A 23,238-nucleotide genomic window follows, 5' to 3' on the forward strand; every position below is an offset into this window, starting at 1 on the left:
TGAACCGTGCGAGGGCGCCACCTGGGGCTTTCTAGGCGATCTCCCGACGAAACGGCGGCAAAGCGTTGAGAATCGCCTTGCCGTAACGCTGGGTCACCACCCGTCTATCGAGCAGGGTGATGGTGCCGCGGTCCGCTTCGGTGCGCAGCAGCCGACCGCAGGCCTGCACCAGACGCAGCGAGGCGTCCGGCACGGCGATTTCCATGAACGGATTGCCGCCGCGTGCCTCGATCCACTCGGCCAACGCCGCTTCCACCGGGTCGTCCGGCACGGCGAAGGGAATCTTGGCGATCACCACGTGCTCGCAGTAGGCGCCCGGCAGGTCGACCCCTTCGGCGAAACTTGCCAGGCCGAACAGCACGCTCTCCTCGCCGCCGTCGACCCGTGCCTTGTGCTTGTTCAGGGTCTCCTGCTTGGACAGGTTGCCCTGGATGAACACCCGCTTGCGCCAGTCGCGCTCCAGCCCGTCGAACACCTCCTGCATCTGCTTGCGCGAGGAGAACAGCACCAGGGTGCCGCGCGAGCCGGCGACCAGCTGCGGCAGTTCGCGAATGATCGCCGCGGTGTGCGCCGCGGCCTCGCGCGGGTCGGCCTTGAGGTCCGGCACCTTGAGCACGCCGGCGTCGGCGTGATGGAAGGGGCTCGGCACCACCGCCGTGACCGCCACTTTGGGCAGGCCGGCGCGCATCCGGTAGCGATCGAAGGTGCCCAGGGCGGTCAGCGTAGCCGAGGTGACCAGGGCGCCATAGGCGACATTCCACAGGTTGCGCCGCAGGGTTTCGGCGGCGAGGATCGGACTGGCGTTGACCTCGATGTCGAACAGCGCGCCGCTCTCGGCCAGGGTCAGCCAGCGCGCCATGGGCGGGCTGTCCTCGGGGTCCTCGGCGGTGAAGGCCAGCCACAGCTCCCAGTTGCCCTTGGCGCGCGCCAGCAGGCTGCCGAACAGTGGGTACCACTCCTCGGCCTGGTGGCTGGCGATGCCGATCGTGGCCTCGCCGTCCATGGCTTCCTTGAGTTGTTCGGCGACCCCGGTGAACAGATCGGTAAGCCGGGAGAAACCCTTCTTCAGCTCCAGACCCAGCTCCTGCAGGTGCTCCGGCACCAGGCCGCCGACGAAGCGGTGGCGCGGCCGTTCGCGGCCCTCCATGTCCTCGCCGGGGCGGAAGTCGGCGAGCTGCTCGCAGGCGCTGAACATGAACTGCTGCTGGGTCTTGATCTCCCGCGCCAGCTCCGGCACCTGCTCGATCAGGCGTCCCAGGTCACCGGGCAAAGGGTGCTGGGCCAGCAGCTTGGTCAGGTTCTTCGCCGTCTGCTCCAGCCAGTCGGCGGTCGAGCGCAGGCGGGTGAAGTGGGCGAAGTGGCCGATCGCCTTGTCCGGTAGGTGATGACCTTCGTCGAATACATAGAGGGTCTCGCGCGGGTCGGGCAACACCGCGCCGCCGCCCAGGGCCAGGTCGGCCAGGACCATGTCGTGGTTGGTGACTATCACATCGACCTTGCCCATGCCCTCGCGGGCCTTGTAGAAGGCGCACTGCTGGAAGTTCGGGCAATGCCGGCTGGTGCACTGACTGTGGTCGGTAGTCAACCGTGACCAGGTGCCGTCTTCGAGCTCCTGGGGCCAGCTGTCACGGTCGCCATCCCATTTGTTGCCGGCGAGCTTCTCGATCATCGTGGTGAACAGCTTCTGGCTCTGCTCATCGACGTCGATCTTGAAGCCCTCCTCCTCGAACAGCTGGGCAGTGGCGCTCTGCGCCTGGCCCTCCTGCAGCAGCAGGTCCAGCTTCGACAGGCACAGATAGCGGCCACGCCCCTTGGCCAGGGCGAAGCTGAAGTTCAGGCCGCTGTTGCGCATCAGGTCCGGCAGGTCCTTGTGCACGATCTGCTCCTGCAGGGCCACGGTGGCGGTGGCGATCACCAGGCGCTTGCCGGCGGCCTTGGCGGTAGGAATCGCCGCCAGGCTGTAGGCCACGGTCTTGCCGGTGCCAGTGCCGGCCTCGACCGCCACCACCGCCGGTTCGCCCTCGCGCCTGCCCTCGCCATCGGCCTTGATGGCCCCCAGCACCTTGGCGATCTCGGCGATCATCAGGCGCTGCCCATAGCGCGGCTTGAGCCCCTTGGCCTCGAGAAAACGGGAGTAGGCGCCCTGGATCTGGGACTTGAGTTCGGTACTGAGCATGATGATCTGGGCGCGAAAAGGCTGGATAAATTTTCAGTGTTTGCAATCGGCGGCTATGATAGCGCGCCAATCAATTCCGCGCAGAACCGCTTGCCCGACTGGAGTACTTGCATGACCCCTTACGCCGCGATTTACGCCCTGCACCTGCTCGCCGCACTCGTCTGGGTGGGCGGCATGTTCTTCGCCTGGATGATTCTTCGTCCCTCGGCGGTCACCACCCTGGAAGCCCCGGCACGCCTGAAGCTATGGCTCGAGGTGTTCCGCCGCTTCTTCCATTGGGTGTGGGCCGCCGTGCTGATCCTGCCGATCAGCGGCGTGGGCATGCTGCACCTGCGCTTTACCGGCTTCGAGACGGCGCCGCGCTACGTGCACATCATGATGGGCTTGTATATCGCCATGCTCGCGCTGTTCCTGCGCATCCAGGCGCTGCAACTGCCCGAGTTGCGCCGCGCCGTGGCCGCCGAAGACTGGCCAAGCGGCGGCGCCGTGCTGGGGCGGATTCGCCGCCTGGTCGGCATCAACCTGATATTCGGCCTGCTGCTGGTGAGCATCGCCGCCGCTCGCCCGACGCTCTAGGAACTGCCCGAACAGATGCCCGCAGCCGAACGCGCCTCCGGGCGCACCGCTGCGGGGCCTTGCCGGGAAAGCCTTCTACGCCTGTTCGGCGACCAACGACTCCGTGGCCTCTGCTTGCGCCTGCGGCAAGGCCAGCAGATGAAAGATGCCGAACAGCATGACCTGCCCAGCCTGCAGCAGCGGTCGTAAACACTGCTTGAGCTGCTGCCGGAACAGCAGCAGCTCGGCAGCGTGAATCAGCAGGACCGCGGCTCCAGCCAGGTTAAGCAGCAGGGCAAACGGCTGCACGAACGGATCGAGCAGGTTGGCCAGCAACGCCCCCCAGAACAGCGCCGCCAGTAATTTGCCCATCCCCAGCAGTGCCTTCATGATCGCCCCTCGTAGCTGTTAGATCGTCCGGCACCTTAACCGCTTCGAGACAATGCGACCAGCACGGCTGAGGCCCCGGGCCTGCCGAATTCCGCCAAACCGACGGCCGGACGAACCGCGCCAGGACCTCTGCCACTGTCAGGGCTGCACTTCCACCTCAGCCTCCACCCGACGATTGATCGCGCGACCCGCATCGGTGCTGTTGTCCGCGACCGGGCGAGTCTCGCCATAGCCAACGGCGGAAACGCGGCCGCTCTGAATGCCGTGCTGGTTGACCAGCACGTCGCGCACCGCATTGGCCCGTCGCTCGGACAGCTTCTGGTTGTAGGCGTCGGTACCGATAGAGTCGGTATGGCCTTCGACCGTCGTGGAAGTCTGGGGATACTGTTTCATGAAGTCGGCGAGGCTCCGAATGTCATCCTGACTATCCGGCTTGACCACCGACTTGTCGAAATCGAACTTCACGTCCAGTTCGACGCGAACAACCTCGACAGGCTCCGGCTCGGCTGGCGCCGGACTGGCCGGATAGACCTTGAGCGGGCAACCGTTGTGACGAACCGGGGTTCCGCTTGGGGTGTGCGGACACCGATCGCGGCGATCGAACACGCCGTCGCCGTCCTCGTCACCGTCCTGCGCATAGCAGATCAGGCCACCGATTACGGCACCGGCCAGAGCACCCCCGGCGGCGGCGGTCGAACTCTCGATTGCGCCCAGGCCACCGCCGGCCAAGCCGCCGATTGCACTGCACAGAGGCCAGTTCCCCTGGTTCAGCGGCGCATCTCCCGTACTGGAAGTCGTGACGCAACCCGAAAGAACACTGCTGACCAGGAAAAAGGGAACAACCACCCTTGCGTGGCAGATTCTCATGTTGTGGTCTCCTGTGTAACCGGCAGCTACCGGCATACCTTAGGAGTAAAGTTCGCGCCCAATAGCAGCACAAGCCAAACCTCGGCATACATCGATAATTACCGAGGTCAGCGCTTGCACTCAGCCATTGGCCGGACTTATTGACGGGCCTCGACTTCGGCCTCTACCCGGCGGTTGATGGCGCGTCCTTCGCTGGTGGCGTTGTCGGCAACCGGGCGCGACTCGCCGTAACCGACCGCGTTGACCCGTCCACCCTCTACGCCATATTGATTGACCAGCACATCGCGCACGGCGTTTGCGCGGCGCTCGGACAGCCCCTGGTTGTAAGCATCCGTGCCGATCGAGTCGGTATGGCCTTCAACCACGGTGGTGGTCTGCGGATACTGCTTCATGAAGTCCGCCAGGTTCTTGATATCGCCATAGCTTTCTTCTTTGACCCGCGACTTGTCGAAGTCGAACTTCACGTCCAGCTCGACCCGCACCACCTCGACGGGCTCAGGCATGGCGGGCTTCTCCATGACCTCTTCGACCATGACCATCTGTTCGGCTTCGGCACCGTGCACCCAGCAATAGGCCGCGGCCATGCCGGCACCCACCGCCGCTCCACCGGCCGCCCATGACGAACTCTCGATCGCGCCCAAGGCAGCACCGCCGACACCGCCGACCGCCGCACAAGTAGGCCAGTCGCTCTTTTGCAGTCCGGCGCACCCCGTCAACAAGCTGGTCGCCAGAATCAGGGGTCCTGCTTTCCTGGTAATGCTCATATACAAGTCTCCTGTAGAAATCGGCCCAAAACCGACACTTAAGGATTAAAGACGGCAGTTTCACAATTCGCCAGACGATCGTCCACCGCGAGGCCAATAGCTTCTAGGACAGCAGCGTGCGGCGCGTTAGTCTTGGCATCCTGATCCAGGAGTCTTCGATGAACGAACAGCCATCTTCCCGCACACCGCAGCAGGCGCTGGCTGCCCTGCTGGAGCGCTACACACCGAGCCGACTGCTGCTGGTGGGAGCCAGCGAATTGCCGGCGCTGGCCGCCTTCCACAGCGCCCATGCCAATTGCCAGATCACTCATGCCGAGGCCGGCGCGTTGCCGAGCGAACTGGCCGCCCAGCGTTTCGATCTGGCGCTGATAGTCGACTGCCTGGAGCATCTGCCCAAACGCACCGGACTGGAACTGCTCGGCGGCATCCGCAACCTGAACGCCAGCCGCCTGGCCGTGCTGGTCGACCTGCAAGCCTGCAGCTGGCAGGACACCGATTTCTTCGCCCTGGCGATGCAGGCCAGCGAGCGCTTCCAGCGCGGCGAACAGACCCTCAGCCTGTTCACCTATGACCTGCTCGACTATAAACAGGTGCCCGACTGGCTCAACGCCAAGTTCTGGGCCAACCCCGAGATGTTCGGTAAATACTGGTGGTGACCCATGCCGACACCTGACACTGCGGCCAGTTGCCCTTGCGGCAGTGGCGACCTGCTGAACGCATGCTGCGGCCGCTATCACGCCGGCACGCCGGCACCCAGCGCGGAAAGCCTGATGCGCTCGCGCTACAGCGCCTACGTCCTGGGCCAGGTTGATTACCTGCTGGCCACCACCCTCCCCGCCCAACAGTCGGGGCTGGACCGCGAAGCTATCCGTACCTGGAGCCTGCAGAGTACCTGGCTCGGCCTCGAGGTCGAGCAGAGCGAGGTGCTTGGCGGCCAACCCGAGCACGCCTTCGTCACCTTCACCGCGCGCTGGCACGATGACGCCGGCGAGCATAGCCACCGCGAGCGCTCAGCCTTCGTCCAACACGACGGCCAGTGGTTTTTCATCGACCCGACGGTGGACCTGAACGCCGGCCGCAACGATCCATGCCCCTGCGCCAGCGGGCAAAAATTCAAGAAATGCTGTGCGGCCTACCTGAACTGAGGGCCACCGACGGACAACGGAACCAGCTGATTCAACTGCATCAATCGACCTCCGGCGCATCGATTGGGGGCGACGGACACTCGACAAGGAAAAACCATGTACAAGCAAACTGGATTGCTGCTCGTCCTCGCCAGCCTGCTCTGGGGCTGCGCCAGCCAACCTTCCGGCGAGCACCTCGACCTGGGCAGTACGGAGCGCGTGAGCCGGCTGTTCGCCTATCCCAACAACTGCAGCGTGGTCTGCTATCGCCCCTGGACCCTGGAGCAGACCGTCGAGCATTACCTGGAGCAGAGCCTGAGCCGTGACGGCCACGACGCGGCCAAGGTCCGGGTCACGCGTCGCGGCGACCGGATTTACGCCAGCTTCAGCGGCGTACCCGCCGACTACGGCAGGCCGCTGCGACAGCTGCTCGACAGCGGTGATCTGGCCTTCAAGGGGGCCGAGCGACTCAACCAGGACGGCAGGTGGCAGTACGACTGGTACTTCTTCCTGCCCCTGGGCATGCCCCTGGACAACCGCAAGAGCGTCGAGCTCCTGCACTTCCCGCCCGACTATTCGTTGACCCAGGCCCAGGACTACCTGCGCTCCAGCACCACCGACCGCTGGGCCGAACTGCTCAGCGTCAACGGCGTACCGCCGGCCGAGACCCCGGCCTACCAGACCATCGTCGACATCGCGCCCATTGCCGCGCCGGCCAGTGCCGGCAGCACCTTGGAAGGGGTCTACGACTATTTCAGCGACTACCAGCAACGCATGGTCGCCGAGCTTACCGCGGGCAACGGCGAAGGCGCCCTGCCCATGGTCGCCTTCGGCAGCCCGGTACGCAACTGGGTGAAGCAGCGCTACGGTGTAACGCTTGAGGTACTCGGGCTCGGCCAGATTAACCCGGCGCCTAGCCAGTCGGTGGCCGTGCTGGGGGCCAATCACCCCAGCTATATCTGGTATGCCGCCGACCCCAGCAACTATGGCGGCGACCAGCGCAAGGCCGACCAGGCCGGCCTCAAGGTCATGGGCCAGGATCTCGCCGCCGCCTGCTGGCAAGCGCGCATGGGCCAGCAACCAGGCACCGACCCGCAGGCGACACTGAGTCGCTGTACGCAGAAATGGCAGGTCAGCGACCAGCAACAGAGTTGCACGCTGTTCTACACCTCGATCCGCGACCTGACCCCGGCCCAGGCGCAAGCCAAGTGCAGCGCCGACAGCAACAGCCTGGCCGGCCGCTGATCCGCACAACGGCTCAGCGCCCGCCGCGATTCAAGCGCCCAACAGATGCGCCAAGGCCCGCCTGAGCGGGCCTTGGCGGGTCAATCCTGCAGCTTCAGGTGCGAGATGTCGGGTGCCGCGGTCGCGGGCTCTGTGCGGGCCTGCCCCATGTCGCTGCCGGGCGGCGCCAGGCTGAACTGGGTCAGATCCAACTCGGGCGCCTGCACGTCCGGCTTGTCGTCCTGCAGGTCGTCGCCCAGCGGGGCGATGCCGAAGTCCGGCGCATCCACCTCGGCAAATGCGGCCATGTATTCATCGCGCGGCAACACCTTCAGGCGCCCAGGCGCGACCTCGGCCCGGATCTCGGCAGCCGCCGCTGGCGCTTGCGCCTGGCTTGGCTCGGCAGGGCGCGCCGCCTGCTCGATCGCGGCTGCAGCCGGCATTACGGAGACCTCGACCAGGGCGCCGGCGCGCTCCAGGGTTGCCCGGTATTTCTCCGCGCCTGCCGCGTCCAGGTTGTTCTTGATCACGATGCGCCGCCCCGAAAACAGCAGGGCTATTCGCTGGGCATCGGCCTGAAACAGCTTGGCCAGGTTGGCCTTGACCACCTCCCCCTGGGCACCCGGTACCAATTGCCCGGCGAAGGCGATCTCGTAGCTAGCCATGGTCACACTCCTGTCCTAATCGACGCTCAGTATGGCGCAGGTTTTTTTACGCTCACAACACGTTGCAGCCGAGCACTTGCTTGTTACACTGTGGCGTCCATCGGAGTAACAAATGTTTTATCAGGCAAAAACTATAAGAATTCTTAGCCTACTGATATTCCTTGGCCTGCTTTCGGGCCTCAGCGGATGCTCCACCTGGATGTCGGGTGGCTTCAAGGATCCGGATATCCGTCTGGTCAAAGTCGACGTCATTCGCGCCAAACTGCTGGAGCAGCGCTTCGTCCTGCGCTTTCGCATCGACAACCCCAACAGCGTCAGCCTGCCGGTGCGCGGCCTCGACTACCGGGTTCACCTCAACGAGGTGAAACTGGCTGAAGGCGAGTCCGACGCCTGGTTCACTGTGCCCGCCCATGGCCATCACGTGTTCGACGTGCCGGTGCGCACTAACCTCTGGCGACACGTGCGGCAGATCGTCAAGTTGCTGGAAGAACCCGACGAGCCGATTCGCTACCGCCTCGACGGCGCGGTAAAAACTGGCTTTCTGTTCGGCCGCAGCGTGCACATGTCGCGCAATGGCGAGATAATCCCCGGCGATTTCATCCCGGAGTAACCGCACATGAACCAGCAACCCCACGTCCACGGCCCCGACTGCAACCACGATCACGATCACCATGACCACGATCATGTGCATGGCCCCCATTGCAATCACGGCCACCAAGAGCCGGTGCGCAACGCCCTGAAAGACGTCGGCCGCAATGACCCGTGCCCCTGCGGCAGCCAGAAGAAGTTCAAGAAGTGCCACGGCGCCTGAGTCGCCAATGAGCAACCTCACCCTGTCTCTGCTGCTGGCAGGTGCCCTCCTGCTACTGGCCCTCGCCGCCTACGCCCTGCACCTGTGGCGCCGGGTCTGGGCGCAACAGCGTCAGCTGGAGCAGGCCGCCGAAGAGCGGCGCGAACGCCTAGGCGGTGACCTGCAGATCCTCGCCGGCAGCCTGCTCGACGGGCAGCTGCCGCTGATCGAAGGCTCGATCCGCATCAAGGTGCTGCTCGACAACTACGACAGTACGCTGAGCCAGGACGCCCGCTGCGAGGTCTTCCACCAACTGTTCGCCGCCACCGCCCACGTGCCGACCCATGCCGACTGGAAGGCCCTGGACAAGGCCGTGCGCCGGCAACACGAGAAGAACTTCAACGAACTCGAACTGCAGCATAAGGCGGCGGCCCGCGCGGCAGCCCGCTGGCTGCTCGACGAGGGCCTGCAGCAAGCGCCCAAGCGCGCCTGAGCAACTGCGCGCCTGGCCTCTTGCCAGGCGCCGCAGCGCTGTCTACCTTACGCCGCACCCTACACCAGCCATCGTTCATGGCAGCTCGCCCGGCCGAACTTGCTAGGCTAACGGGCGGCGCCCCACTGCGACCAACCATCCCATTCCTGCATCCTGCAAGGAGCCCGCTGCATGCTATCGCGCGCGTTTCGCCCACTGGCCCCGCTGTGCCTGGCCACAACCCTCGCCGTCAGCCTGCTCCTGGCCGGCTGCCAGTCGTTTCTCGACAGCCGCTACCGCGACAGCGTGCACCCCACCCAGGGCATTGTCCGGGTGCAGGGCCTGGCCCAGAGCGTGGTGGTGCGACGCAATGCCCTGGGCATGCCGCTGATCGAAACCACCACCTTCCACGACGCACTGTTCGCCCTGGGTTACGTGCACGCCAGCGATCGGCTCAGCCAGATGGTAGGCCTGCGCCTGATGGCTGAAGGTCGCCTGGCGGAAATGGCCGGCCCGGGTGTACTGGAAATCGACCGTTTCATGCGTGCGGTCAACCTGAGAAAGAGCGCCGAGCTGCTCTACCGCAACGCCTCGCCGCGTCTGCAGCGCTTCTTCGAGGTCTACGCCCGCGGCGTCAACGCCTACCTGTTCCGCTACCGCGACAAGTTGCCGATGGACCTGGCGGAAACCGGCTACCGCCCGCCCTACTGGAAGCCGGAAGACTCGGCGCTGGTGTTCTGCCTGCTGAACTTCAGCCTGTCGGTCAACCTGCAGGAAGAGCTCGCCGCCCTGATGCTGGCGCAGAAGGTCGGCAGCGAGCAACTGGCCTGGCTGCTACCGACCTACCCCGACGAGCCGCTACCCTTCGAGGAAGCCGCCAAGCTTGCCGGCTTGAACCTGGCCGGCCAGGTCGCCGGCCTAGAAGCGGTCAGCCAGGCCGCCGGCCAACTCACCGAGACCCATATGCTCGGCGTCGCCGCATCCAACAACTGGGCCATCGCCCCGCAGAACAGTCGCAGCGGCAGGAGCCTGCTGGCCAACGACACCCACCTGCCCCTGGCGCTGCCCTCGGCCTGGAACTTCGTGCAGATCCGCTCGCCGAAATTCCAGGCCGCCGGCGTCTCGATCGCCGGCGTGCCGGCGGTGGTCGCCGGTTTCAATGGCAAGCTGGGCTGGGGCATGACCATGGTCATGGGCGACAACCAGGACCTGTTCCTGGAGAAGCTCAAGCGCGAAGGCGGCCGCCTCCTCTATCAGGCCGACGGCCAGTGGCTGGCGGCCACCGAGCGCCAGGAAACCTTCTTCATCAAGGGTGAGCGACCGATCCGCGAAACCATCTATGAAACCCGTCACGGGCCACTGCTCAACTCGGTACTGGGCGAGCGCAAGCATCGCCTGCAACCGCTGCAGCTGAGCAGCGGCTACGGCCTGGCGCTGCAGACTGCGCAGTTCGAGGCGGACCAGAGCCTCGATGCGTTCTTCGACCTGTCCCGCGCCCAGTCGGTGGAGCAGGCCTTCGAGGCAACCCGGGAAATCCGCGCGATGCCGCTGAACATCGTCTTCGCCGACGCCCAGCACATCGGCTGGCAGGTCACCGGACGCTTCCCCAACCGCCGCGAAGGTCTCGGCCTGCTGCCATCCCCCGGCTGGGAGGGGCGCTATGACTGGGATGGTTTCGCCGACCCGATCCTCCACCCCTACGATCAGGACCCGCCCCAGGGCTGGCTGGGCAGCGCCAACCAGCGCAGCGTCAACCGCGGCTATGGCATGCAGCTGTCCAATTCCTGGTACTACCCCGAGCGCGCCGAGCGCATCGCCACCCTGGCAGGCAGCGGCAAGCACGACCGCGCCAGCATGATCGCCATGCAGTACGACCAGAACTCGCCGTTCGTCGCCAAGCTCCAGGGCATGTTCACCGCTCCGGGCATGGCGGAGTCGTTGAAGCAGGCCATCGAGGCGCTGCCACAGGGCCAGCGGACCAAGGCCCAGGTCGCGCTCGAGCGCCTGCTCGCCTTCGATGGCAGGCTCGCCGCCGATTCGGCCGACGCCGCACTGTACGGGGCCTTGCTCCACGAAAGCGCACGGCAGATCTTCCTCGACGAGCTGGGCCCGGACAGCAGTGCCGCCTGGAAAGCCCTGGTGCAGACCGCCGACACCTCCTACTCGGCCCAGGCCGACCACCTGCTCGGCCGTGACGACAGCCCGTTCTGGGACGACCTGAGCACCCCGCAGAAAGAAGACAAGCCGGCCATTCTCGCGCGCAGCCTGGCGGCTGCCATGACCCTCGGCGAGACCCGCCTGGGCAGCGACCCGCGGACCTGGCAGTGGGGCAAGCTGCACAGCTACAGCTGGACCAGCGAAACCTCTCAGCTGGCCAAGTACATGAACGCCAGCCAGCGCAGCAGCATCAACGCGCTAAAGGGCTACCTCGACCGCGGCCCCTACCCTGCTGGCGGCGACCACAGCACCCTCAACGTCTCGGCCTACCACTGGGGCGAGGACTTCGACACCTGGCTGATTCCGGCCATGCGCATCGTCGTCGACTTCGGCAGCGAAGAGCCACTGATCGGCCTGAACAGCTCGGGACAGTCCGGCAACCCGGCCAGCGACCACTATGCCGACGGCATCGAGGCCTGGTTCAAGGGTCGTTACATGAGCTTTCCGTTCCAGCCGCAGAACCTCGACAAGGTCTACGGCACCCAGCGCCTGCTGCTGATGCCGGGTCAATGACTACCGTTCGTCGGGAGTTTTTGAACCAATAGCCCGCATCGCGGCTCTGAAGCTGCGGACTTACTCCATAGTTCATCGTTTGAGGGCGCCTGCTGGCGCCCTTTCTTTTGGTTCTTCGCGGACTCTGGGGAAAGAGCGAGTTGACAGTCAGGGAAATGGGTAGATTGGCAGTCGCCAAACACACCAACTCCCAGTCCCTGCTGTCGCCGTGCATCCTATTGATCTTGCCGCTTTCTGGCCAGGCTACGAGGTCGTCGCCTGCCGCCCCGCCGCTGAAAACACCCTGCTGATTGAGCTGGAGCCCCAGGCCAACCGGCTACCCCAGTGTGGGCGCTGTGGCCAGCCCTGTCCGTTGATCCACGAACGGCGCATGCGCCAGGTGCGTGACCGTGACCTGCTGGATCGGCGTGTTGTTCTGCAGTTACCCGTGCGCCGCACCGACTGCCTGACCTGTGGACGCGTGACCGAGCGTATCGACTGGTTGGGACCGGCCGCACGCCTGACTCGGCGCTTGCAGATCTGGCTCGAAGGCCTGTTGCAGCTCTTGCCGATAAGCCATGTCAGTCGCCTGACCGGCTTGCACTGGCACACCCTCAAGGCCATCGACAAGCGTCGATTGGAAGCCGCAGTGGGCGCCTTCGAGCCCGCTGACGTGCGGCGCTTGGTGATGGACGAGTTCGCCCTGCACAAGGGCCATCGCTACGCCACGGTGATCATGGATGCCGAGCGAACCCGCGTGCTGTGGGTCGGGCACGGCAACAGCCGCGAGGCTGTTCGGCCGTTCTTCGAGCTGCTTGGCGAGCGCTGCCAGCAGATCGAGGCGGTGGCGATGGACATGAACACGGCCTTCGACCTGGAGGTGAAGCGCCATTGCCCGCGGGCCGAGGTGGTGTACGACCTGTTCCATGTGGTGGCGCGCTACGGCCGCGAGGTGATCGACCGTATCCGCGTCGACCAGGCCAACCTGCTACGGCATGACAAACCGGCGCGCCAAGTGGTCAAGCGCAGTCGCTGGTTGCTGCTGCGCAACCGGGCCAACCTCAAGAGCGAGCAGGCGGTGCAGTTGCAGGAGCTGCTGCAAGCCAATCAATCACTGGCCACCGTCTACCTGCTCAAGGATGCGCTCAAGGACATCTGGTACGCGCCCGGCGTCTGGGAGGGCTGGCGGCGCTGGCGGGACTGGCAACGGCACGTCCGGGACAGTAGCCTGGCGCCGCTGCAGCGCTTCGCCAAGAACCTCAGGCGTTACCTCCGCGGCATCCTCGCCAGTGCCCGCTTCCCGATGCACACCAGCGTGCTGGAGGGGGTGAACAACCGCATCAAGGTCATCAAGCGCATGGCCTATGGCTTCCGCGACTCGGACTACTTCTTCCTGAAAATCAAGGCCGCCTTCCCCGGGAAAGTGCGATGAACCTTTCTTTTGCCTGGAATATGCCAGCGACCCCACCTTTGCAGCCGCGTCACTCCTCGCAGATGCTGGTCACGGCGATACCGTAGCGCTCCAACAGGCGCACAGCTGGTGTCTGTTCCTCGTAGGGCCGCTCCTTCGGCTCCTCGCGCTCGTAGGTCTGCTCGGCCATCTCCAGCAACCACTGCACCGCCTGTTCCATGCTCGGCCGGGTTGCCGATTCGATCTCCAGCACCCCGACACCCTCGTCCTTGCTGTAGGTAATCATCCACTTTGCCATAACCCGTGGCTCCCTCTCTGACAGTCTTGTCAACCCGCCTACGACGAGCTCCCTGTGCGTTAGAGTGCGCCAGCGCCCGGGCAGTTCGCTCGGCCCGCCCATGGCAACCCGCATCGGGTTCACGTGCGGCCGCATCGGGCTGCCCCCGAACCGCACGACAGGCAGAAAAAAACCGGGCTCAGCCCGGTTTTTCGCTCCAGCCAACTGCCGTCAGGCACTCAGGCCTTGGGCAGGGTCACGCCCAGCTGGCCCTGGTACTTGCCGCCGCGATCCTTGTAGGACACCTCGCAGGCCTCGTCGGACTCGAGGAACAGCATCTGCGCCACGCCCTCGTTGGCGTAGATCTTCGCCGGCAGCGTGGTGGTGTTGGAGAACTCCAGGGTCACGTGCCCCTCCCACTCCGGCTCCAGCGGCGTCACATTGACGATGATGCCGCAGCGCGCGTAGGTGCTCTTACCCAGGCAGATGGTCAGCACATTGCGCGGGATGCGGAAATACTCGACGGTGCGCGCCAGGGCGAAGGAGTTCGGCGGAATGATGCACACGTCGCTTTTCACGTCGACGAAGCTCTTTTCATCGAAGTTCTTCGGGTCGACGGTGGCCGAATTGATATTGGTGAACACCTTGAATTCGTCGGCGCAGCGCACGTCGTAGCCGTAGCTGGAGACCCCGTAGGAGATCAGGCGCGCATCGCCCTCGGTGCGCACCTGGCGCTCGACGAAGGGCTCGATCATGCCGTGTTCCTGGGCCATGCGGCGAATCCACTTGTCCGATTTGATGCTCATGGCGGGCGTCCTGAATGGGCTGATGGTGAAAAAGTGAGCGCATCTTACCGGGGCCGGCGGCAGGGTTCAAAGGCTGTCGACCGACGCATCCGCGCCACCGAGTTCGTCGCCAATGACCATTAATTAGTGAAAAGGCGCACAGAGCATTCGCGCTCGGCGGCAAAAGCAGGTATGGTGACCCCACTGTGCTGCATGTGTCACCGCGAATCGCTACTTGATGCCTAGATTTCGATCCAAACATCGTCCGACTCCTAGTACTCGTTGCACTCAGTCCCGGCCTGGGCTTTTCCAGGGCTGCTATTACTTTTGTTAGGAGATATCACATGTCCAATCGTCAGACTGGCACCGTTAAGTGGTTCAACGATGAAAAAGGCTACGGCTTCATCACCCCGCAATCCGGTGACGACCTGTTCGTACACTTCAAAGCTATCCAGAGCGATGGCTTCAAGAGCCTGAAAGAAGGCCAGCAGGTTTCCTTCGTGGCCACCCGTGGTCAGAAAGGCATGCAAGCTGAGGAAGTTCAGGTTATCTAACCTGAACTGACTTAAAAAAGCCCCGCTTCGGCGGGGCTTTTTTGTGCCTGGTAGAAATTCAGTCGTCGCTGACCTGGATGGTCGGCATGGCCAGCTGACCGGCCTGGGCGATGCGCGCGCCGACGCTGCGTGCCATGGACTGGTAGAGCATGGCGATCTGGCTTTCCGGGTCGGCGATGGTGGTCGGCTTGCCGCCGTCGGACTGCATGCGGATGGCCATCGACAGCGGCATGGAGGCCAGCAGGTCGACGCCGAACTGCGCCGCCAGCTTCTCCCCTCCGCCTTCGCCGAACAGGTGCTCGGCATGGCCGCAGTTCGAACAGATGTGCACCGCCATGTTCTCCACCACACCCAGTACCGGAATGTGCACCTTGCGGAACATCTCCACGCCCTTCTTGGCATCCAGCAGGGCCAGATCCTGCGGCGTGGTGACGATCACCGCACCGGCCACCGGCACCTTCTGCGCCAGGGTCAGCTGGATGTCGCCGGTGCCCGGCGGCATATCCACTACCAGGTAGTCCAGGTCGTTCCACGCGGTCTGGGTGATCAGCTGGATCAGCGCGCCGGAGACCATCGGCCCGCGCCAGACCACCGGGGTGTTCTCGTCGGTGAGGAAGGCCATGGACATCACCTGCACGCCATGGGCTTCGAGCGGAACGAACCACTTCTGCTCCTTGACCTCGGGCCGGGTGCCTTCGGCGATGCCGAACATGATGCCTTGGCTGGGCCCGTAGATATCCGCATCGAGGATGCCCACCCGCGCGCCCTCGCGGGCCAGGGCCAGGGCCAGGTTGGCGGCGGTGGTCGACTTGCCCACCCCGCCCTTGCCGGAGGCCACGGCGATCACATTCTTCACGCTGGCCAAGGCCGGGATCTGCTCCTGGGCCTTGTGCGGCTCGATCAGGCAATCGACCTGCACCTCGGCCCCCTCTACGCCATCGAGGCCCTCCAGGGCCATTTGCAGCATCTGCGCCCAGCCGCTCTTGAACAGCCCGGCGGCATAGCCCAGCTCGAGGCGCACGCGCACCTTGCCGCCCTGGATGTCGACCTCGCGCAGGCAGCCGGCGCTGACCGGGTCCTGGTTGAGGTGGGGATCGGTGTACTGACGCAGTGCGGCTTCCACCGCCTGACGGGTCACGAGGCTCATGGCAACTCCAGATAAAGACCGAGCAAAACAGACGACTATGCTAACCGAGCGGCGAGCTCGACGCATTCGCGCGAGCCGCCGCCTGGCCCGCCTGTCGCCGACGAACACGCGGAAGGCGCCGCCAGGTGCATCCACCTGGGCGCAGCGCACGGGTGAAAAAAAAACGCTGCGCCTATATAGTTGCCGACTTCCTTCGTTTTACCAGTGCAGCCGATCCCCATGCCCGAAGCCCGCCAGATTCTCGTCACCAGCGCCCTGCCCTATGCCAACGGTTCGATCCACCTCGGCCATATGCTCGAGTACATCCAGACCGACATGTGGGTGCGCTTCCAGAAACTGCGCGGCAACCAGTGCATCTATGTCTGTGCCGACGACGCCCACGGCTCGGCCATCATGCTGCGCGCCGAGAAGCAGGGGATCAGCGCCGAACAGCTGATCGCCGAGGTACAGGCCGAGCACACCGCTGACTTCGCCGACTTCCTGGTCGACTTCGACAACTACCATTCGACCCATTCGGACGAGAACCGCGAGCTGTCCTCGGCCATCTACCTGAAGCTGCGCGAAGCCGGTCATATCGCCACCCGCTCGGTGACCCAGTACTTCGACCCGGAAAAGGGCATGTTCCTCGCCGACCGCTTCATCAAGGGCACCTGCCCGAAGTGCGCCGCCGAGGACCAGTACGGCGACAACTGCGAGAAGTGCGGCGCCACCTACGAGCCGACCGAGCTGAAGAACCCGCGCTCGGCCATCTCCGGCGCGGTACCGGAGCTGCGTGACTCCAAGCACTTCTTCTTCAAGCTGCCGGACTTCCAGGCCATGCTCGAGCAGTGGACCCGCAGCGGCACCCTGCAGGACGCCGTGGCCAACAAGATCGCCGAATGGCTGGACGCCGGCCTGCAGGAGTGGGACATCAGCCGCGACGCGCCCTACTTCGGCTTCGAGATTCCCGACGAGCCCGGCAAGTACTTCTACGTCTGGCTGGACGCGCCGATCGGCTATATGGCCAGCTTCAAGCATCTGTGTGCCAAGCGCCAGGAGCTGGACTTCGACGCCTTCTGGAACCCGGATTCCAACGCCGAGCTGTACCACTTCATCGGCAAGGACATCGTCAACTTCCACGCCCTGTTCTGGCCGGCGATGCTCGAAGGCGCGAGCCTGCGCAAGCCCACCGGCATCAACGTGCACGGCTACCTGACGGTCAACGGCCAGAAGATGTCCAAGTCCCGCGGCACCTTCATCAAGGCGCGCACCTACCTGGACCATCTGAATCCCGAGTACCTGCGCTACTACTACGCGGCCAAGCTGGGCCGCGGCGTCGACGACCTCGACCTCAACCTCGAGGACTTCGTGCAAAAGGTCAACTCGGACCTGGTGGGCAAGGTGGTCAACATCGCCAGCCGCTGCGCCGGGTTCATCCACAAGGGCAATGGCGGCCTGCTGGTGGCCGGCAATGTCGCCCCCGAGCTCACCGACGCCTTCAGCGCCGCCACCCCCTCGATCGCCGAGGCCTATGAGGCCCGCGATTTCGCCCGCGCCATGCGCGAGATCATGGCCCTGGCCGACCGCGCCAACGCCTGGATCGCCGACAAGGCGCCCTGGGCACTGAGCAAGCAGGAAGGCAAGCAGGCCGAGGTCCAGGCCATCTGCGCCGTGGGCATCAACCTGTTCCGCCAGCTGGTGATCTTCCTCAAGCCGGTGCTGCCGAAGCTGGCCGCCGACGCCGAGGCCTTCCTCAATGTCGCGCCGCTGACCTGGAACGACCACCAGTACCTGCTGGCCGACCACCAACTGAACCCGTTCAGCGCCCTGCTGACCCGCATCGAGCCGGCGAAGATCGACGCCATGATCGAAGCCTCCAAGGAAGACCTGGTCGCCGAGACCAGCAAACCGGCCGGGAACCCGGATGCCGGCAACGGCGAGCTGAGCAAGGAGCCGCTGGCCGCGGAAATCGCCTTCGACACCTTCGCCGCAGTCGACCTGCGCATCGCCCTGATCGAGAAGGCCGAGCTGGTCGAGGGCGCCGACAAGCTGCTGCGCCTGTCCCTGGACATCGGCGATGCCAAGCGCAACGTGTTTTCCGGCATCAAGAGCGCCTACCCGGACCCGAGCGCCCTCGAGGGCCGCCTGACCCTGTACGTGGCCAACCTGGCCGCACGCAAGATGAAGTTCGGTGTGTCCGAGGGCATGGTGCTGGCCGCCGGCCCCGGCGGCGAGGAAATCTACCTGCTCAGCCCGGACAGCGGCGCCAAGCCGGGCCAGCGGGTCAAGTAACCCCGCCGCGCTGGCTGCCGCCGCCCCCCACAGCGGCACGCCGACCAATGCCGGCTTGTCTGCACCGGGCGCCTTCCCGATAATAGGCGCCCTTTACCTACGGCCTTTGCCTGTCCACAACGGTACCCGCAATGACCGAACTCGCCCTGATCATGGTAAGCGCCATCCTGGTCAACAACTTCGTGCTGGTGCAGTTCCTCGGCCTCTGCCCGTTCATGGGCGTGTCGAAGAAGATCGAGACGGCCATCGGCCTGTCCCTGGCCACCACCTTCGTGCTGACCCTGGCGGCGATGTGCAGCTACCTGGTCCAGCAGTACGTGCTCAAACCCCTGGACCTGGAGTTTCTGCGCACCATCAGCTTTATCCTGGTGATCGCCGTCACCGTGCAGTTCACCGAGATGGTGGTGAACAAGACCAGCCCGCTGCTTTACCGCGTGCTCGGCATCTTCCTGCCGCTGATCACCACCAACTGCATCGTCCTCGGCGTGGCCCTGCTCAACGCCAACAAGGCCGAGTTCACCTTCATCACCGCCACCGCCAATGGCTTCGCCGCCGGCCTGGGCTTCTCCCTGGTGCTGGTGCTGTTCGCCGCCATGCGCGAGCGCATCGCCATCGCCGACGTGCCCAAGACCTTCCAGGGCGCGGCCATCGGCATGGTCACCGCCGGCCTGATGTCCCTGGCGTTCATGGGCTTCACCGGGTTGATCAAGCTATGAGTCTGGTGATCAGCGCGGTACTCGCCCTGCTCGGCCTGTGCCTGGTGTGTGGGGCCATCCTCGGCTACGCGGCGGTGCGCTTTCGCGTCGAAGGCAACCCGATCGCCGAACAGATCAACGCCCTGCTGCCGCAGACCCAGTGCGGCCAATGCGGCTATCCGGGCTGCAAGCCCTACGCCGAGGCGATCGCCGGCGGCGACAAGATCAACAAGTGCCCTCCGGGCGGCGAGGCGACCATCCAGGCGCTGGCCGACCTGCTGGACGTCGAGGCCGAGCCGCTGGACGCCGTGGAAGGCGAGAAGCCGCAGATGGTCGCCTTTATCCGCGAGGCCGAATGCATCGGCTGCACCAAGTGCATCCAGGCCTGCCCGGTGGACGCCATAGTCGGTGCGGCCAAGCAAATGCACACGGTGATCGCCAGCGAATGCACCGGCTGCGACCTGTGCGTCGAGCCCTGCCCGGTCGACTGCATCGACATGCTCGAAGTCGGCAGCACGCTGCAGAGCTGGAAGTGGCAGCTGCCCCTGGCGCCCGGCCAGCTGATCGCCACTGACCGGGGGCAAGCGGCATGAGCACGATGCAAATCTGGGACATTCACGGCGGCATCCATCCGCCCGAGCGCAAGGCACTGTCCAACCACGGCGCCGTGCAGACCGCGCCACTGCCCAAGCGCCTGGTGCTGCCGCTGAACCAGCATATCGGGGCGGCGGCCGAGCCCCTGGTGATAGTCGGCGAGGCCGTGTTCAAGGGGCAGAAGATCGCCGAAGCCAGCGGCTTCGTCAGCGCCGCGCTGCATGCGCCGACCTCCGGTATCGTCAGCTTCATCGGCGCGCAACCCTATCCCCATGTCTCCGGCATGCTCACCCCGGCCATCGTCATCGACAGCGACGGCCAGGAGCAGTGGTGCGATCTGCAGCCCTGCCCCGACTACCGTGCCCTGGAGCCGACCGTCCTGCTGGAGAAGATCCGCCAGGCCGGCATCAGCGGCCTGGGCGGCGCCGGCTTCCCCACCGCGGTCAAGCTCGCCGCGCGGCCGACGCAGAAGATCCACACGCTGATCATCAACGGCACCGAGTGCGAGCCGTACATCACCGCCGATGACCTGCTGATGCGCGAGAAGGCCGCCGAACTGGTCAGCGGCATCGAGATCCTCGCCCACCTGATCCAGCCCGAGCAGGTGCTGATCGGCATCGAGGACAACAAGCCCGAGGCCATCGCCGCGGTGCAGGCGGCAGTCGGCGAGCGGCCGTTCAGCGTGCGGGTGTTCCCGACCAAGTACCCGTCGGGCGGCGAGAAGCAGCTGATCCAGATCCTCACCGGCGTGGAAGTGCCCAGCGGCGGCCTGCCCGCCGATATCGGCATGCTCTGCCAGAACGTCGGCAGCGCCGTGGCCATCCATGAGGCGGTGGTGCTCGGCAAACCGCTGATCAGCCGTATCACCACCCTCACCGGCGACGCTCTGACGCGGCCGATGAACGTCGAGGCCTTGCTCGGCACCCCGGTCGGCGAGCTGCTGGCATTCGCCGGCCTGCAGGCCGACAAGCTGCACCGCCTGGTCATGGGCGGCCCGATGATGGGCTTCACCCTGCCCAACCTCGAGGTGCCGCTGATCAAGACCACCAACTGCCTGCTGGCCGCCACCGCCGAGGAACTGCCACCGCCGCCGCCGGCGCTGCCGTGCATCCGCTGCGGCGAGTGCGCCGAGGCCTGCCCGGCCACCCTGCTGCCGCAGCAGTTGCATTTCTTCGCCCTCGGCCAGGAACACGAGCAGCTCAAGGAACACAACCTGTTCGACTGCATCGAATGCGGCGCCTGCGCCTACGTCTGCCCCTCGAACATCCCCCTGGTGCAGTACTACCGCGCGGCCAAGGGCGAGATCCGCGAGCTGGAGCAGAAGCAGATCAAGGCCGAGCACTCCAAGCAGCGCTTCGAACTGCGCCAGGAGCGCCTGCGCCGCGCCGAGGAACAGAAGGAAGCCGAGCGCCAGGCCCGCGCCGAGCGCGCCGCCCGCGCCAAGGCGATCCAGGCCGAGACCTCCGCCGGGCTGCTGGAGGAAGACGCCGTGGCCGCCGGCTCGACCGCCAAGGCCAGCGGCCTCAGCGATGCGCAGAAGAAGCTGAAGATCGAAGCCAGCATGGCCCAGGTCGCCTTGAAGAAGGCCGAGAAGCAGCTGGCCACCCATGACACCCCGGAGCTGCAGGCCCAGGTCAAGGAACTGCGCGAGGCCGCCGAGGCGGCGCAGAAAGCCCTGGAGGCGGCGCTGGCGAGCACCGCAGCAACCGCCCCGAGCGCGGACGACGCGACCCTGAAGAAGGCCAAGATCGACGCCGCCATGCTCCGCGCCCAGCTGCGCAAGCTGGAGAAGCTCGAGGCCCCGGACGACGACCAGCAGGCCGAGATCGCCCGCGTTCGGCAGCAGCTCGAGGAAGCCGAGAAGCTGCTCGACAGCCTGCAGATCCAGACCCCCGCCGCGCCGGCCAAGCCGGCGGACGACGGCGCCCTGAAAAAGGCCAAGATCGACGCCGCCATGCTCCGCGCCCAGTTGCGCAAGCTGGAGAAGCTCGACGCCCCTGACGACGACCAGCAGGCCGAGATCGCCCGCGTTCGGCAGCAGCTCGAGGACGCCGAGAAGCTGCTCGACAGCCTGCAGATCCAGACCCCCACCGCGCCGGCCAAGCCGGCGGACGACGGCGCCCTGAAAAAGGCCAAGATCGACGCCGCCATGCTCCGCGCCCAGTTGCGCAAGCTGGAGAAGCTCGACGCCCCTGACGACGACCAGCGGGCCGAGATCGCCCGCCTGCGCCAGCAGCTCGAGGACGCCGAGAAGCTCCTCGACAGCCTGCAGAACCAGGCCCCAGCCGCTCCGGTCCCGGCCAAACCGTCCAAGGCGCCGGAGGTCGATCCGCTAAAGAAGGCCAAGGTCGAGCTGGCGATGAAGCGCGCCGAGTTGAAGAAGGCCGAGAAGGCCGAAGTCGCGGAGGCCGAGCTGGATGCCCTGCGCGGCGCCGTCGCCGCGGCCGAGCAGGCGCTGCACCAGGCCGAAGCGGCTTCCGACAAGCCGGCGCCGGAGCTGGTGCGCAGCGACAAGCGGCCGATCGACGACGCCACCCGTGCGCTAAAGACCGAGGTGGCCTTCGCTCGCGCCGACCTGCGCAAGCTGGAGCGCGATGACAGCGCCACAAGCGAGGCACTGGCGGCGGCGCGCCAACGCCTGGCCGAGGCCGAAGACAGACTGCAGCAACACACCGAGTCGTAGGGCCGGTCGCCCGGCGATCTGCCCCTCACCACTACCTGACACCGGAGCGCCAATGGCCCTGCCCCGCATCACTTCGCCCCACGCCAAGGGCGCCAACCGCACCCAGCAGGTGATGCTGCAGGTGCTGCTGGCCTGCGTGCCGGGCGTGCTCGCCCTGACCTGGCTGTTCGGCGCCGGCACGCTGATCAACCTGCTCTGGGCCAGCGCCTGCGCCCTGGGTTTCGAGGCGGCGATCCTCGCCCTGCGCCAGCGCCCGCTGGGCTTCTTCCTCAAGGACTACAGCGCCCTGGTCACCGCGGTGCTGCTGGCCCTGGCCCTGCCGCCCTACTCACCCTGGTGGCTGACCCTGATCGCCACGGGCTTCGCCATCGTCTTCGGCAAGCAACTGTACGGCGGCCTCGGGCAGAATCCGTTCAACCCGGCCATGCTCGGCTACGTGGTGGTGCTGATCTCCTTCCCGAGCGAGATGACCAGCTGGCCGGCGCCGCAGCGGGTCGGCCCGATCGATGGTCTGCTGCACGTGTTCGGCATCGCCGTCCTGCCCGACGGCTGGACCCAGGCCACCGCGCTGGACGTGCTGAAGATCAACCAGAGCCTGACCGTCGACGAACTCTGGGCCCAGCACCCGGCATTCGGCCGCTTCGGCGGCGCGGCGGTCGAGGCGGTCAACCTGGCCTTCCTCGCCGGCGGCCTGTACCTGCTGCACAAGCGCCTGTTCACCTGGCACGCGCCGGTCGGCATGCTCGCGGCCCTGGCGCTGATGAGCCTGCTGTTCTGGAACGGCAGCGGCTCCGATTCCCATGGTTCGCCGCTGTTCCACCTGCTCAGCGGGGCGACCATGCTCGGCGCCTTCTTCATCGTCACCGATCCGGTGTCCGGCGCCACCAGCAACCTCGGTCGCCTGCTGTTCGGCATCGGCGTCGGCATCCTGGTCTACGTCATCCGCGCCTGGGGCGGCTACCCGGACGGCGTGGCCTTCGCCGTGCTGCTGATGAACCTGGCGGCGCCGACCATCGACTACTACACCCGGCCGCGCACCTACGGCCACCGCAAGCCGACCCGCGGCTTCAAGTTGGGAGAGTAAC

General features: G+C 65.7%; 22 protein-coding genes and 1 pseudogene. 15 read left to right on the plus strand and 8 right to left on the minus strand.

The window, feature by feature from the left end:
* Nucleotides 1-31: 31 nt before the first annotated feature.
* Nucleotides 32-2,176, minus strand: coding sequence for an ATP-dependent DNA helicase DinG (dinG, locus tag ACSX1D_RS14720; RefSeq protein WP_439859213.1), 2,145 nt, complete (start codon nt 2,174-2,176; stop codon nt 32-34).
* Nucleotides 2,177-2,287: 111 nt separating this feature from the next.
* On the opposite strand from dinG, the gene ACSX1D_RS14725 reads away from it, so the two are divergent.
* Nucleotides 2,288-2,752, plus strand: a complete 465-nt coding sequence (locus tag ACSX1D_RS14725) for a CopD family protein (RefSeq protein WP_439859214.1) — start codon at nt 2,288-2,290, stop codon at nt 2,750-2,752.
* Nucleotides 2,753-2,827: 75 nt separating this feature from the next.
* On the opposite strand, the gene ACSX1D_RS14730 is transcribed toward ACSX1D_RS14725, so the two are convergent.
* From ACSX1D_RS14730 to ACSX1D_RS14740, 3 genes and pseudogenes are all read right to left on the minus strand, one after another.
* On the minus strand, nt 2,828-3,121 hold the full coding sequence (locus tag ACSX1D_RS14730; RefSeq protein ID WP_439859215.1) for a DUF1145 domain-containing protein: 294 nt from the start codon (nt 3,119-3,121) through the stop codon (nt 2,828-2,830).
* Between the two features lie 138 nt (nt 3,122-3,259).
* A complete protein-coding gene (locus ACSX1D_RS14735; protein ID WP_439859216.1) occupies nt 3,260-3,988 on the minus strand; it encodes an OmpA family protein in 729 nt (242 codons plus the stop codon).
* Nucleotides 3,989-4,125: 137 nt separating this feature from the next.
* Nucleotides 4,126-4,488: pseudogene (locus tag ACSX1D_RS14740) on the minus strand (OmpA family protein); the annotation flags it as partial.
* 422 nt (nt 4,489-4,910) lie between these two features.
* Here ACSX1D_RS14740 and ACSX1D_RS14745 point away from each other — a divergent pair.
* The 3 genes from ACSX1D_RS14745 (at nt 4,911) to ACSX1D_RS14755 (ending at nt 7,121) form a co-directional block, all read left to right on the plus strand.
* Entirely contained in the window at nt 4,911-5,408 is a 498-nt protein-coding gene (locus tag ACSX1D_RS14745; protein WP_439859217.1) for a DUF6231 family protein, read from the plus strand.
* Between the two features lie 3 nt (nt 5,409-5,411).
* On the plus strand, nt 5,412-5,897 hold the full coding sequence (locus tag ACSX1D_RS14750) for a YchJ family protein (protein ID WP_439859218.1): 486 nt from the start codon (nt 5,412-5,414) through the stop codon (nt 5,895-5,897).
* A gap of 96 nt (nt 5,898-5,993) precedes the next feature.
* Complete coding sequence (locus ACSX1D_RS14755; RefSeq protein ID WP_439859219.1) at nt 5,994-7,121, plus strand: hypothetical protein; 1,128 nt, start codon at nt 5,994-5,996, stop codon at nt 7,119-7,121.
* A gap of 80 nt (nt 7,122-7,201) precedes the next feature.
* Here the strand turns inward: ACSX1D_RS14755 and ACSX1D_RS14760 are convergent, their stop codons facing one another.
* Nucleotides 7,202-7,765: a hypothetical protein gene (locus ACSX1D_RS14760; RefSeq protein WP_439859220.1), complete on the minus strand. Its 564-nt coding sequence runs from the start codon at nt 7,763-7,765 to the stop codon at nt 7,202-7,204.
* Nucleotides 7,766-7,877: 112 nt separating this feature from the next.
* On the opposite strand from ACSX1D_RS14760, the gene ACSX1D_RS14765 reads away from it, so the two are divergent.
* The 5 genes from ACSX1D_RS14765 (at nt 7,878) to ACSX1D_RS14785 (ending at nt 13,168) form a co-directional block, all read left to right on the plus strand.
* Nucleotides 7,878-8,375: an LEA type 2 family protein gene (locus ACSX1D_RS14765; RefSeq protein WP_439859221.1), complete on the plus strand. Its 498-nt coding sequence runs from the start codon at nt 7,878-7,880 to the stop codon at nt 8,373-8,375.
* Between the two features lie 6 nt (nt 8,376-8,381).
* Nucleotides 8,382-8,576, plus strand: a complete 195-nt coding sequence (locus ACSX1D_RS14770) for an SEC-C metal-binding domain-containing protein (protein ID WP_439859222.1) — start codon at nt 8,382-8,384, stop codon at nt 8,574-8,576.
* Between the two features lie 7 nt (nt 8,577-8,583).
* Nucleotides 8,584-9,048 (plus strand): DUF2489 domain-containing protein, encoded by a 465-nt coding sequence (locus ACSX1D_RS14775; RefSeq protein WP_439859223.1) that lies wholly within the window; start codon nt 8,584-8,586, stop codon nt 9,046-9,048.
* 171 nt (nt 9,049-9,219) lie between these two features.
* Nucleotides 9,220-11,757 carry a penicillin acylase family protein gene (locus ACSX1D_RS14780; protein WP_439859224.1) on the plus strand — a complete coding sequence of 846 codons (2,538 nt, stop codon included), beginning with the start codon at nt 9,220-9,222 and terminating at the stop codon, nt 11,755-11,757.
* 208 nt (nt 11,758-11,965) lie between these two features.
* Nucleotides 11,966-13,168, plus strand: a complete 1,203-nt coding sequence (locus ACSX1D_RS14785) for an ISL3 family transposase (protein ID WP_439859225.1) — start codon at nt 11,966-11,968, stop codon at nt 13,166-13,168.
* Nucleotides 13,169-13,217: 49 nt separating this feature from the next.
* Here ACSX1D_RS14785 and ACSX1D_RS14790 read toward each other — a convergent pair whose 3' ends face one another.
* Together ACSX1D_RS14790 and dcd are read right to left on the minus strand one after the other, a co-directional pair.
* Nucleotides 13,218-13,445, minus strand: coding sequence for a hypothetical protein (locus tag ACSX1D_RS14790; RefSeq protein WP_439859226.1), 228 nt, complete (start codon nt 13,443-13,445; stop codon nt 13,218-13,220).
* 218 nt (nt 13,446-13,663) lie between these two features.
* Complete coding sequence (gene dcd, locus ACSX1D_RS14795; RefSeq protein WP_439859227.1) at nt 13,664-14,230, minus strand: dCTP deaminase; 567 nt, start codon at nt 14,228-14,230, stop codon at nt 13,664-13,666.
* A gap of 323 nt (nt 14,231-14,553) precedes the next feature.
* Between dcd and ACSX1D_RS14800 the strand changes: the two genes are divergently transcribed.
* Entirely contained in the window at nt 14,554-14,763 is a 210-nt protein-coding gene (locus ACSX1D_RS14800; protein WP_003245585.1) for a cold-shock protein, read from the plus strand.
* A gap of 58 nt (nt 14,764-14,821) precedes the next feature.
* Here ACSX1D_RS14800 and apbC read toward each other — a convergent pair whose 3' ends face one another.
* Entirely contained in the window at nt 14,822-15,910 is a 1,089-nt protein-coding gene (gene apbC / locus ACSX1D_RS14805; protein WP_439859228.1) for an iron-sulfur cluster carrier protein ApbC, read from the minus strand.
* Between the two features lie 219 nt (nt 15,911-16,129).
* On the opposite strand from apbC, the gene metG reads away from it, so the two are divergent.
* The 5 genes from metG to ACSX1D_RS14830 all read left to right on the plus strand — a co-directional run bounded on the left by metG (nt 16,130) and on the right by ACSX1D_RS14830 (nt 23,237).
* The gene (gene metG, locus ACSX1D_RS14810) at nt 16,130-18,181 is read left to right on the plus strand and encodes a methionine--tRNA ligase (RefSeq protein ID WP_439859229.1); all 2,052 of its coding nucleotides are present in this window, start codon (nt 16,130-16,132) and stop codon (nt 18,179-18,181) included.
* A gap of 131 nt (nt 18,182-18,312) precedes the next feature.
* On the plus strand, nt 18,313-18,897 hold the full coding sequence (gene rsxA / locus ACSX1D_RS14815) for an electron transport complex subunit RsxA (RefSeq protein WP_439859230.1): 585 nt from the start codon (nt 18,313-18,315) through the stop codon (nt 18,895-18,897).
* Complete coding sequence (gene rsxB, locus ACSX1D_RS14820; RefSeq protein WP_439859231.1) at nt 18,894-19,469, plus strand: electron transport complex subunit RsxB; 576 nt, start codon at nt 18,894-18,896, stop codon at nt 19,467-19,469. Before rsxA ends, rsxB begins: the two co-directional genes overlap by 4 nt.
* A complete protein-coding gene (rsxC, locus tag ACSX1D_RS14825) occupies nt 19,466-22,153 on the plus strand; it encodes an electron transport complex subunit RsxC (protein WP_439859232.1) in 2,688 nt (895 codons plus the stop codon). Before rsxB ends, rsxC begins: the two co-directional genes overlap by 4 nt.
* Nucleotides 22,154-22,205: 52 nt before the next feature.
* The gene (locus ACSX1D_RS14830) at nt 22,206-23,237 is read left to right on the plus strand and encodes an RnfABCDGE type electron transport complex subunit D (protein ID WP_439859233.1); all 1,032 of its coding nucleotides are present in this window, start codon (nt 22,206-22,208) and stop codon (nt 23,235-23,237) included.
* The last annotated feature ends 1 nt before the right edge of the window (nt 23,238 follow it).

Source organism: Pseudomonas sp. MBLB4136 (assembly GCF_051904765.1).
Lineage (GTDB): Bacteria > Pseudomonadota > Gammaproteobacteria > Pseudomonadales > Pseudomonadaceae > Aquipseudomonas.

Coding starts and splice junctions, on each gene's coding strand:
- ACSX1D_RS14735 (WP_439859216.1), bottom strand. CDS start 3,988: ATGAGAATCTGCCACGCAAGGGTGGTTGTTCCCTTTTTCCTGGTCAGC.
- ACSX1D_RS14775 (WP_439859223.1), top strand. CDS start 8,584: ATGAGCAACCTCACCCTGTCTCTGCTGCTGGCAGGTGCCCTCCTGCTA.
- ACSX1D_RS14745 (WP_439859217.1), top strand. CDS start 4,911: ATGAACGAACAGCCATCTTCCCGCACACCGCAGCAGGCGCTGGCTGCC.
- ACSX1D_RS14755 (WP_439859219.1), top strand. CDS start 5,994: ATGTACAAGCAAACTGGATTGCTGCTCGTCCTCGCCAGCCTGCTCTGG.
- ACSX1D_RS14790 (WP_439859226.1), bottom strand. CDS start 13,445: ATGGCAAAGTGGATGATTACCTACAGCAAGGACGAGGGTGTCGGGGTG.
- ACSX1D_RS14750 (WP_439859218.1), top strand. CDS start 5,412: ATGCCGACACCTGACACTGCGGCCAGTTGCCCTTGCGGCAGTGGCGAC.
- dcd (WP_439859227.1), bottom strand. CDS start 14,230: ATGAGCATCAAATCGGACAAGTGGATTCGCCGCATGGCCCAGGAACAC.
- ACSX1D_RS14830 (WP_439859233.1), top strand. CDS start 22,206: ATGGCCCTGCCCCGCATCACTTCGCCCCACGCCAAGGGCGCCAACCGC.
- metG (WP_439859229.1), top strand. CDS start 16,130: ATGCCCGAAGCCCGCCAGATTCTCGTCACCAGCGCCCTGCCCTATGCC.
- ACSX1D_RS14800 (WP_003245585.1), top strand. CDS start 14,554: ATGTCCAATCGTCAGACTGGCACCGTTAAGTGGTTCAACGATGAAAAA.
- apbC (WP_439859228.1), bottom strand. CDS start 15,910: ATGAGCCTCGTGACCCGTCAGGCGGTGGAAGCCGCACTGCGTCAGTAC.
- ACSX1D_RS14780 (WP_439859224.1), top strand. CDS start 9,220: ATGCTATCGCGCGCGTTTCGCCCACTGGCCCCGCTGTGCCTGGCCACA.
- ACSX1D_RS14770 (WP_439859222.1), top strand. CDS start 8,382: ATGAACCAGCAACCCCACGTCCACGGCCCCGACTGCAACCACGATCAC.
- ACSX1D_RS14730 (WP_439859215.1), bottom strand. CDS start 3,121: ATGAAGGCACTGCTGGGGATGGGCAAATTACTGGCGGCGCTGTTCTGG.
- ACSX1D_RS14725 (WP_439859214.1), top strand. CDS start 2,288: ATGACCCCTTACGCCGCGATTTACGCCCTGCACCTGCTCGCCGCACTC.
- rsxB (WP_439859231.1), top strand. CDS start 18,894: ATGAGTCTGGTGATCAGCGCGGTACTCGCCCTGCTCGGCCTGTGCCTG.
- rsxC (WP_439859232.1), top strand. CDS start 19,466: ATGAGCACGATGCAAATCTGGGACATTCACGGCGGCATCCATCCGCCC.
- ACSX1D_RS14765 (WP_439859221.1), top strand. CDS start 7,878: ATGTTTTATCAGGCAAAAACTATAAGAATTCTTAGCCTACTGATATTC.
- ACSX1D_RS14760 (WP_439859220.1), bottom strand. CDS start 7,765: ATGGCTAGCTACGAGATCGCCTTCGCCGGGCAATTGGTACCGGGTGCC.
- dinG (WP_439859213.1), bottom strand. CDS start 2,176: ATGCTCAGTACCGAACTCAAGTCCCAGATCCAGGGCGCCTACTCCCGT.
- rsxA (WP_439859230.1), top strand. CDS start 18,313: ATGACCGAACTCGCCCTGATCATGGTAAGCGCCATCCTGGTCAACAAC.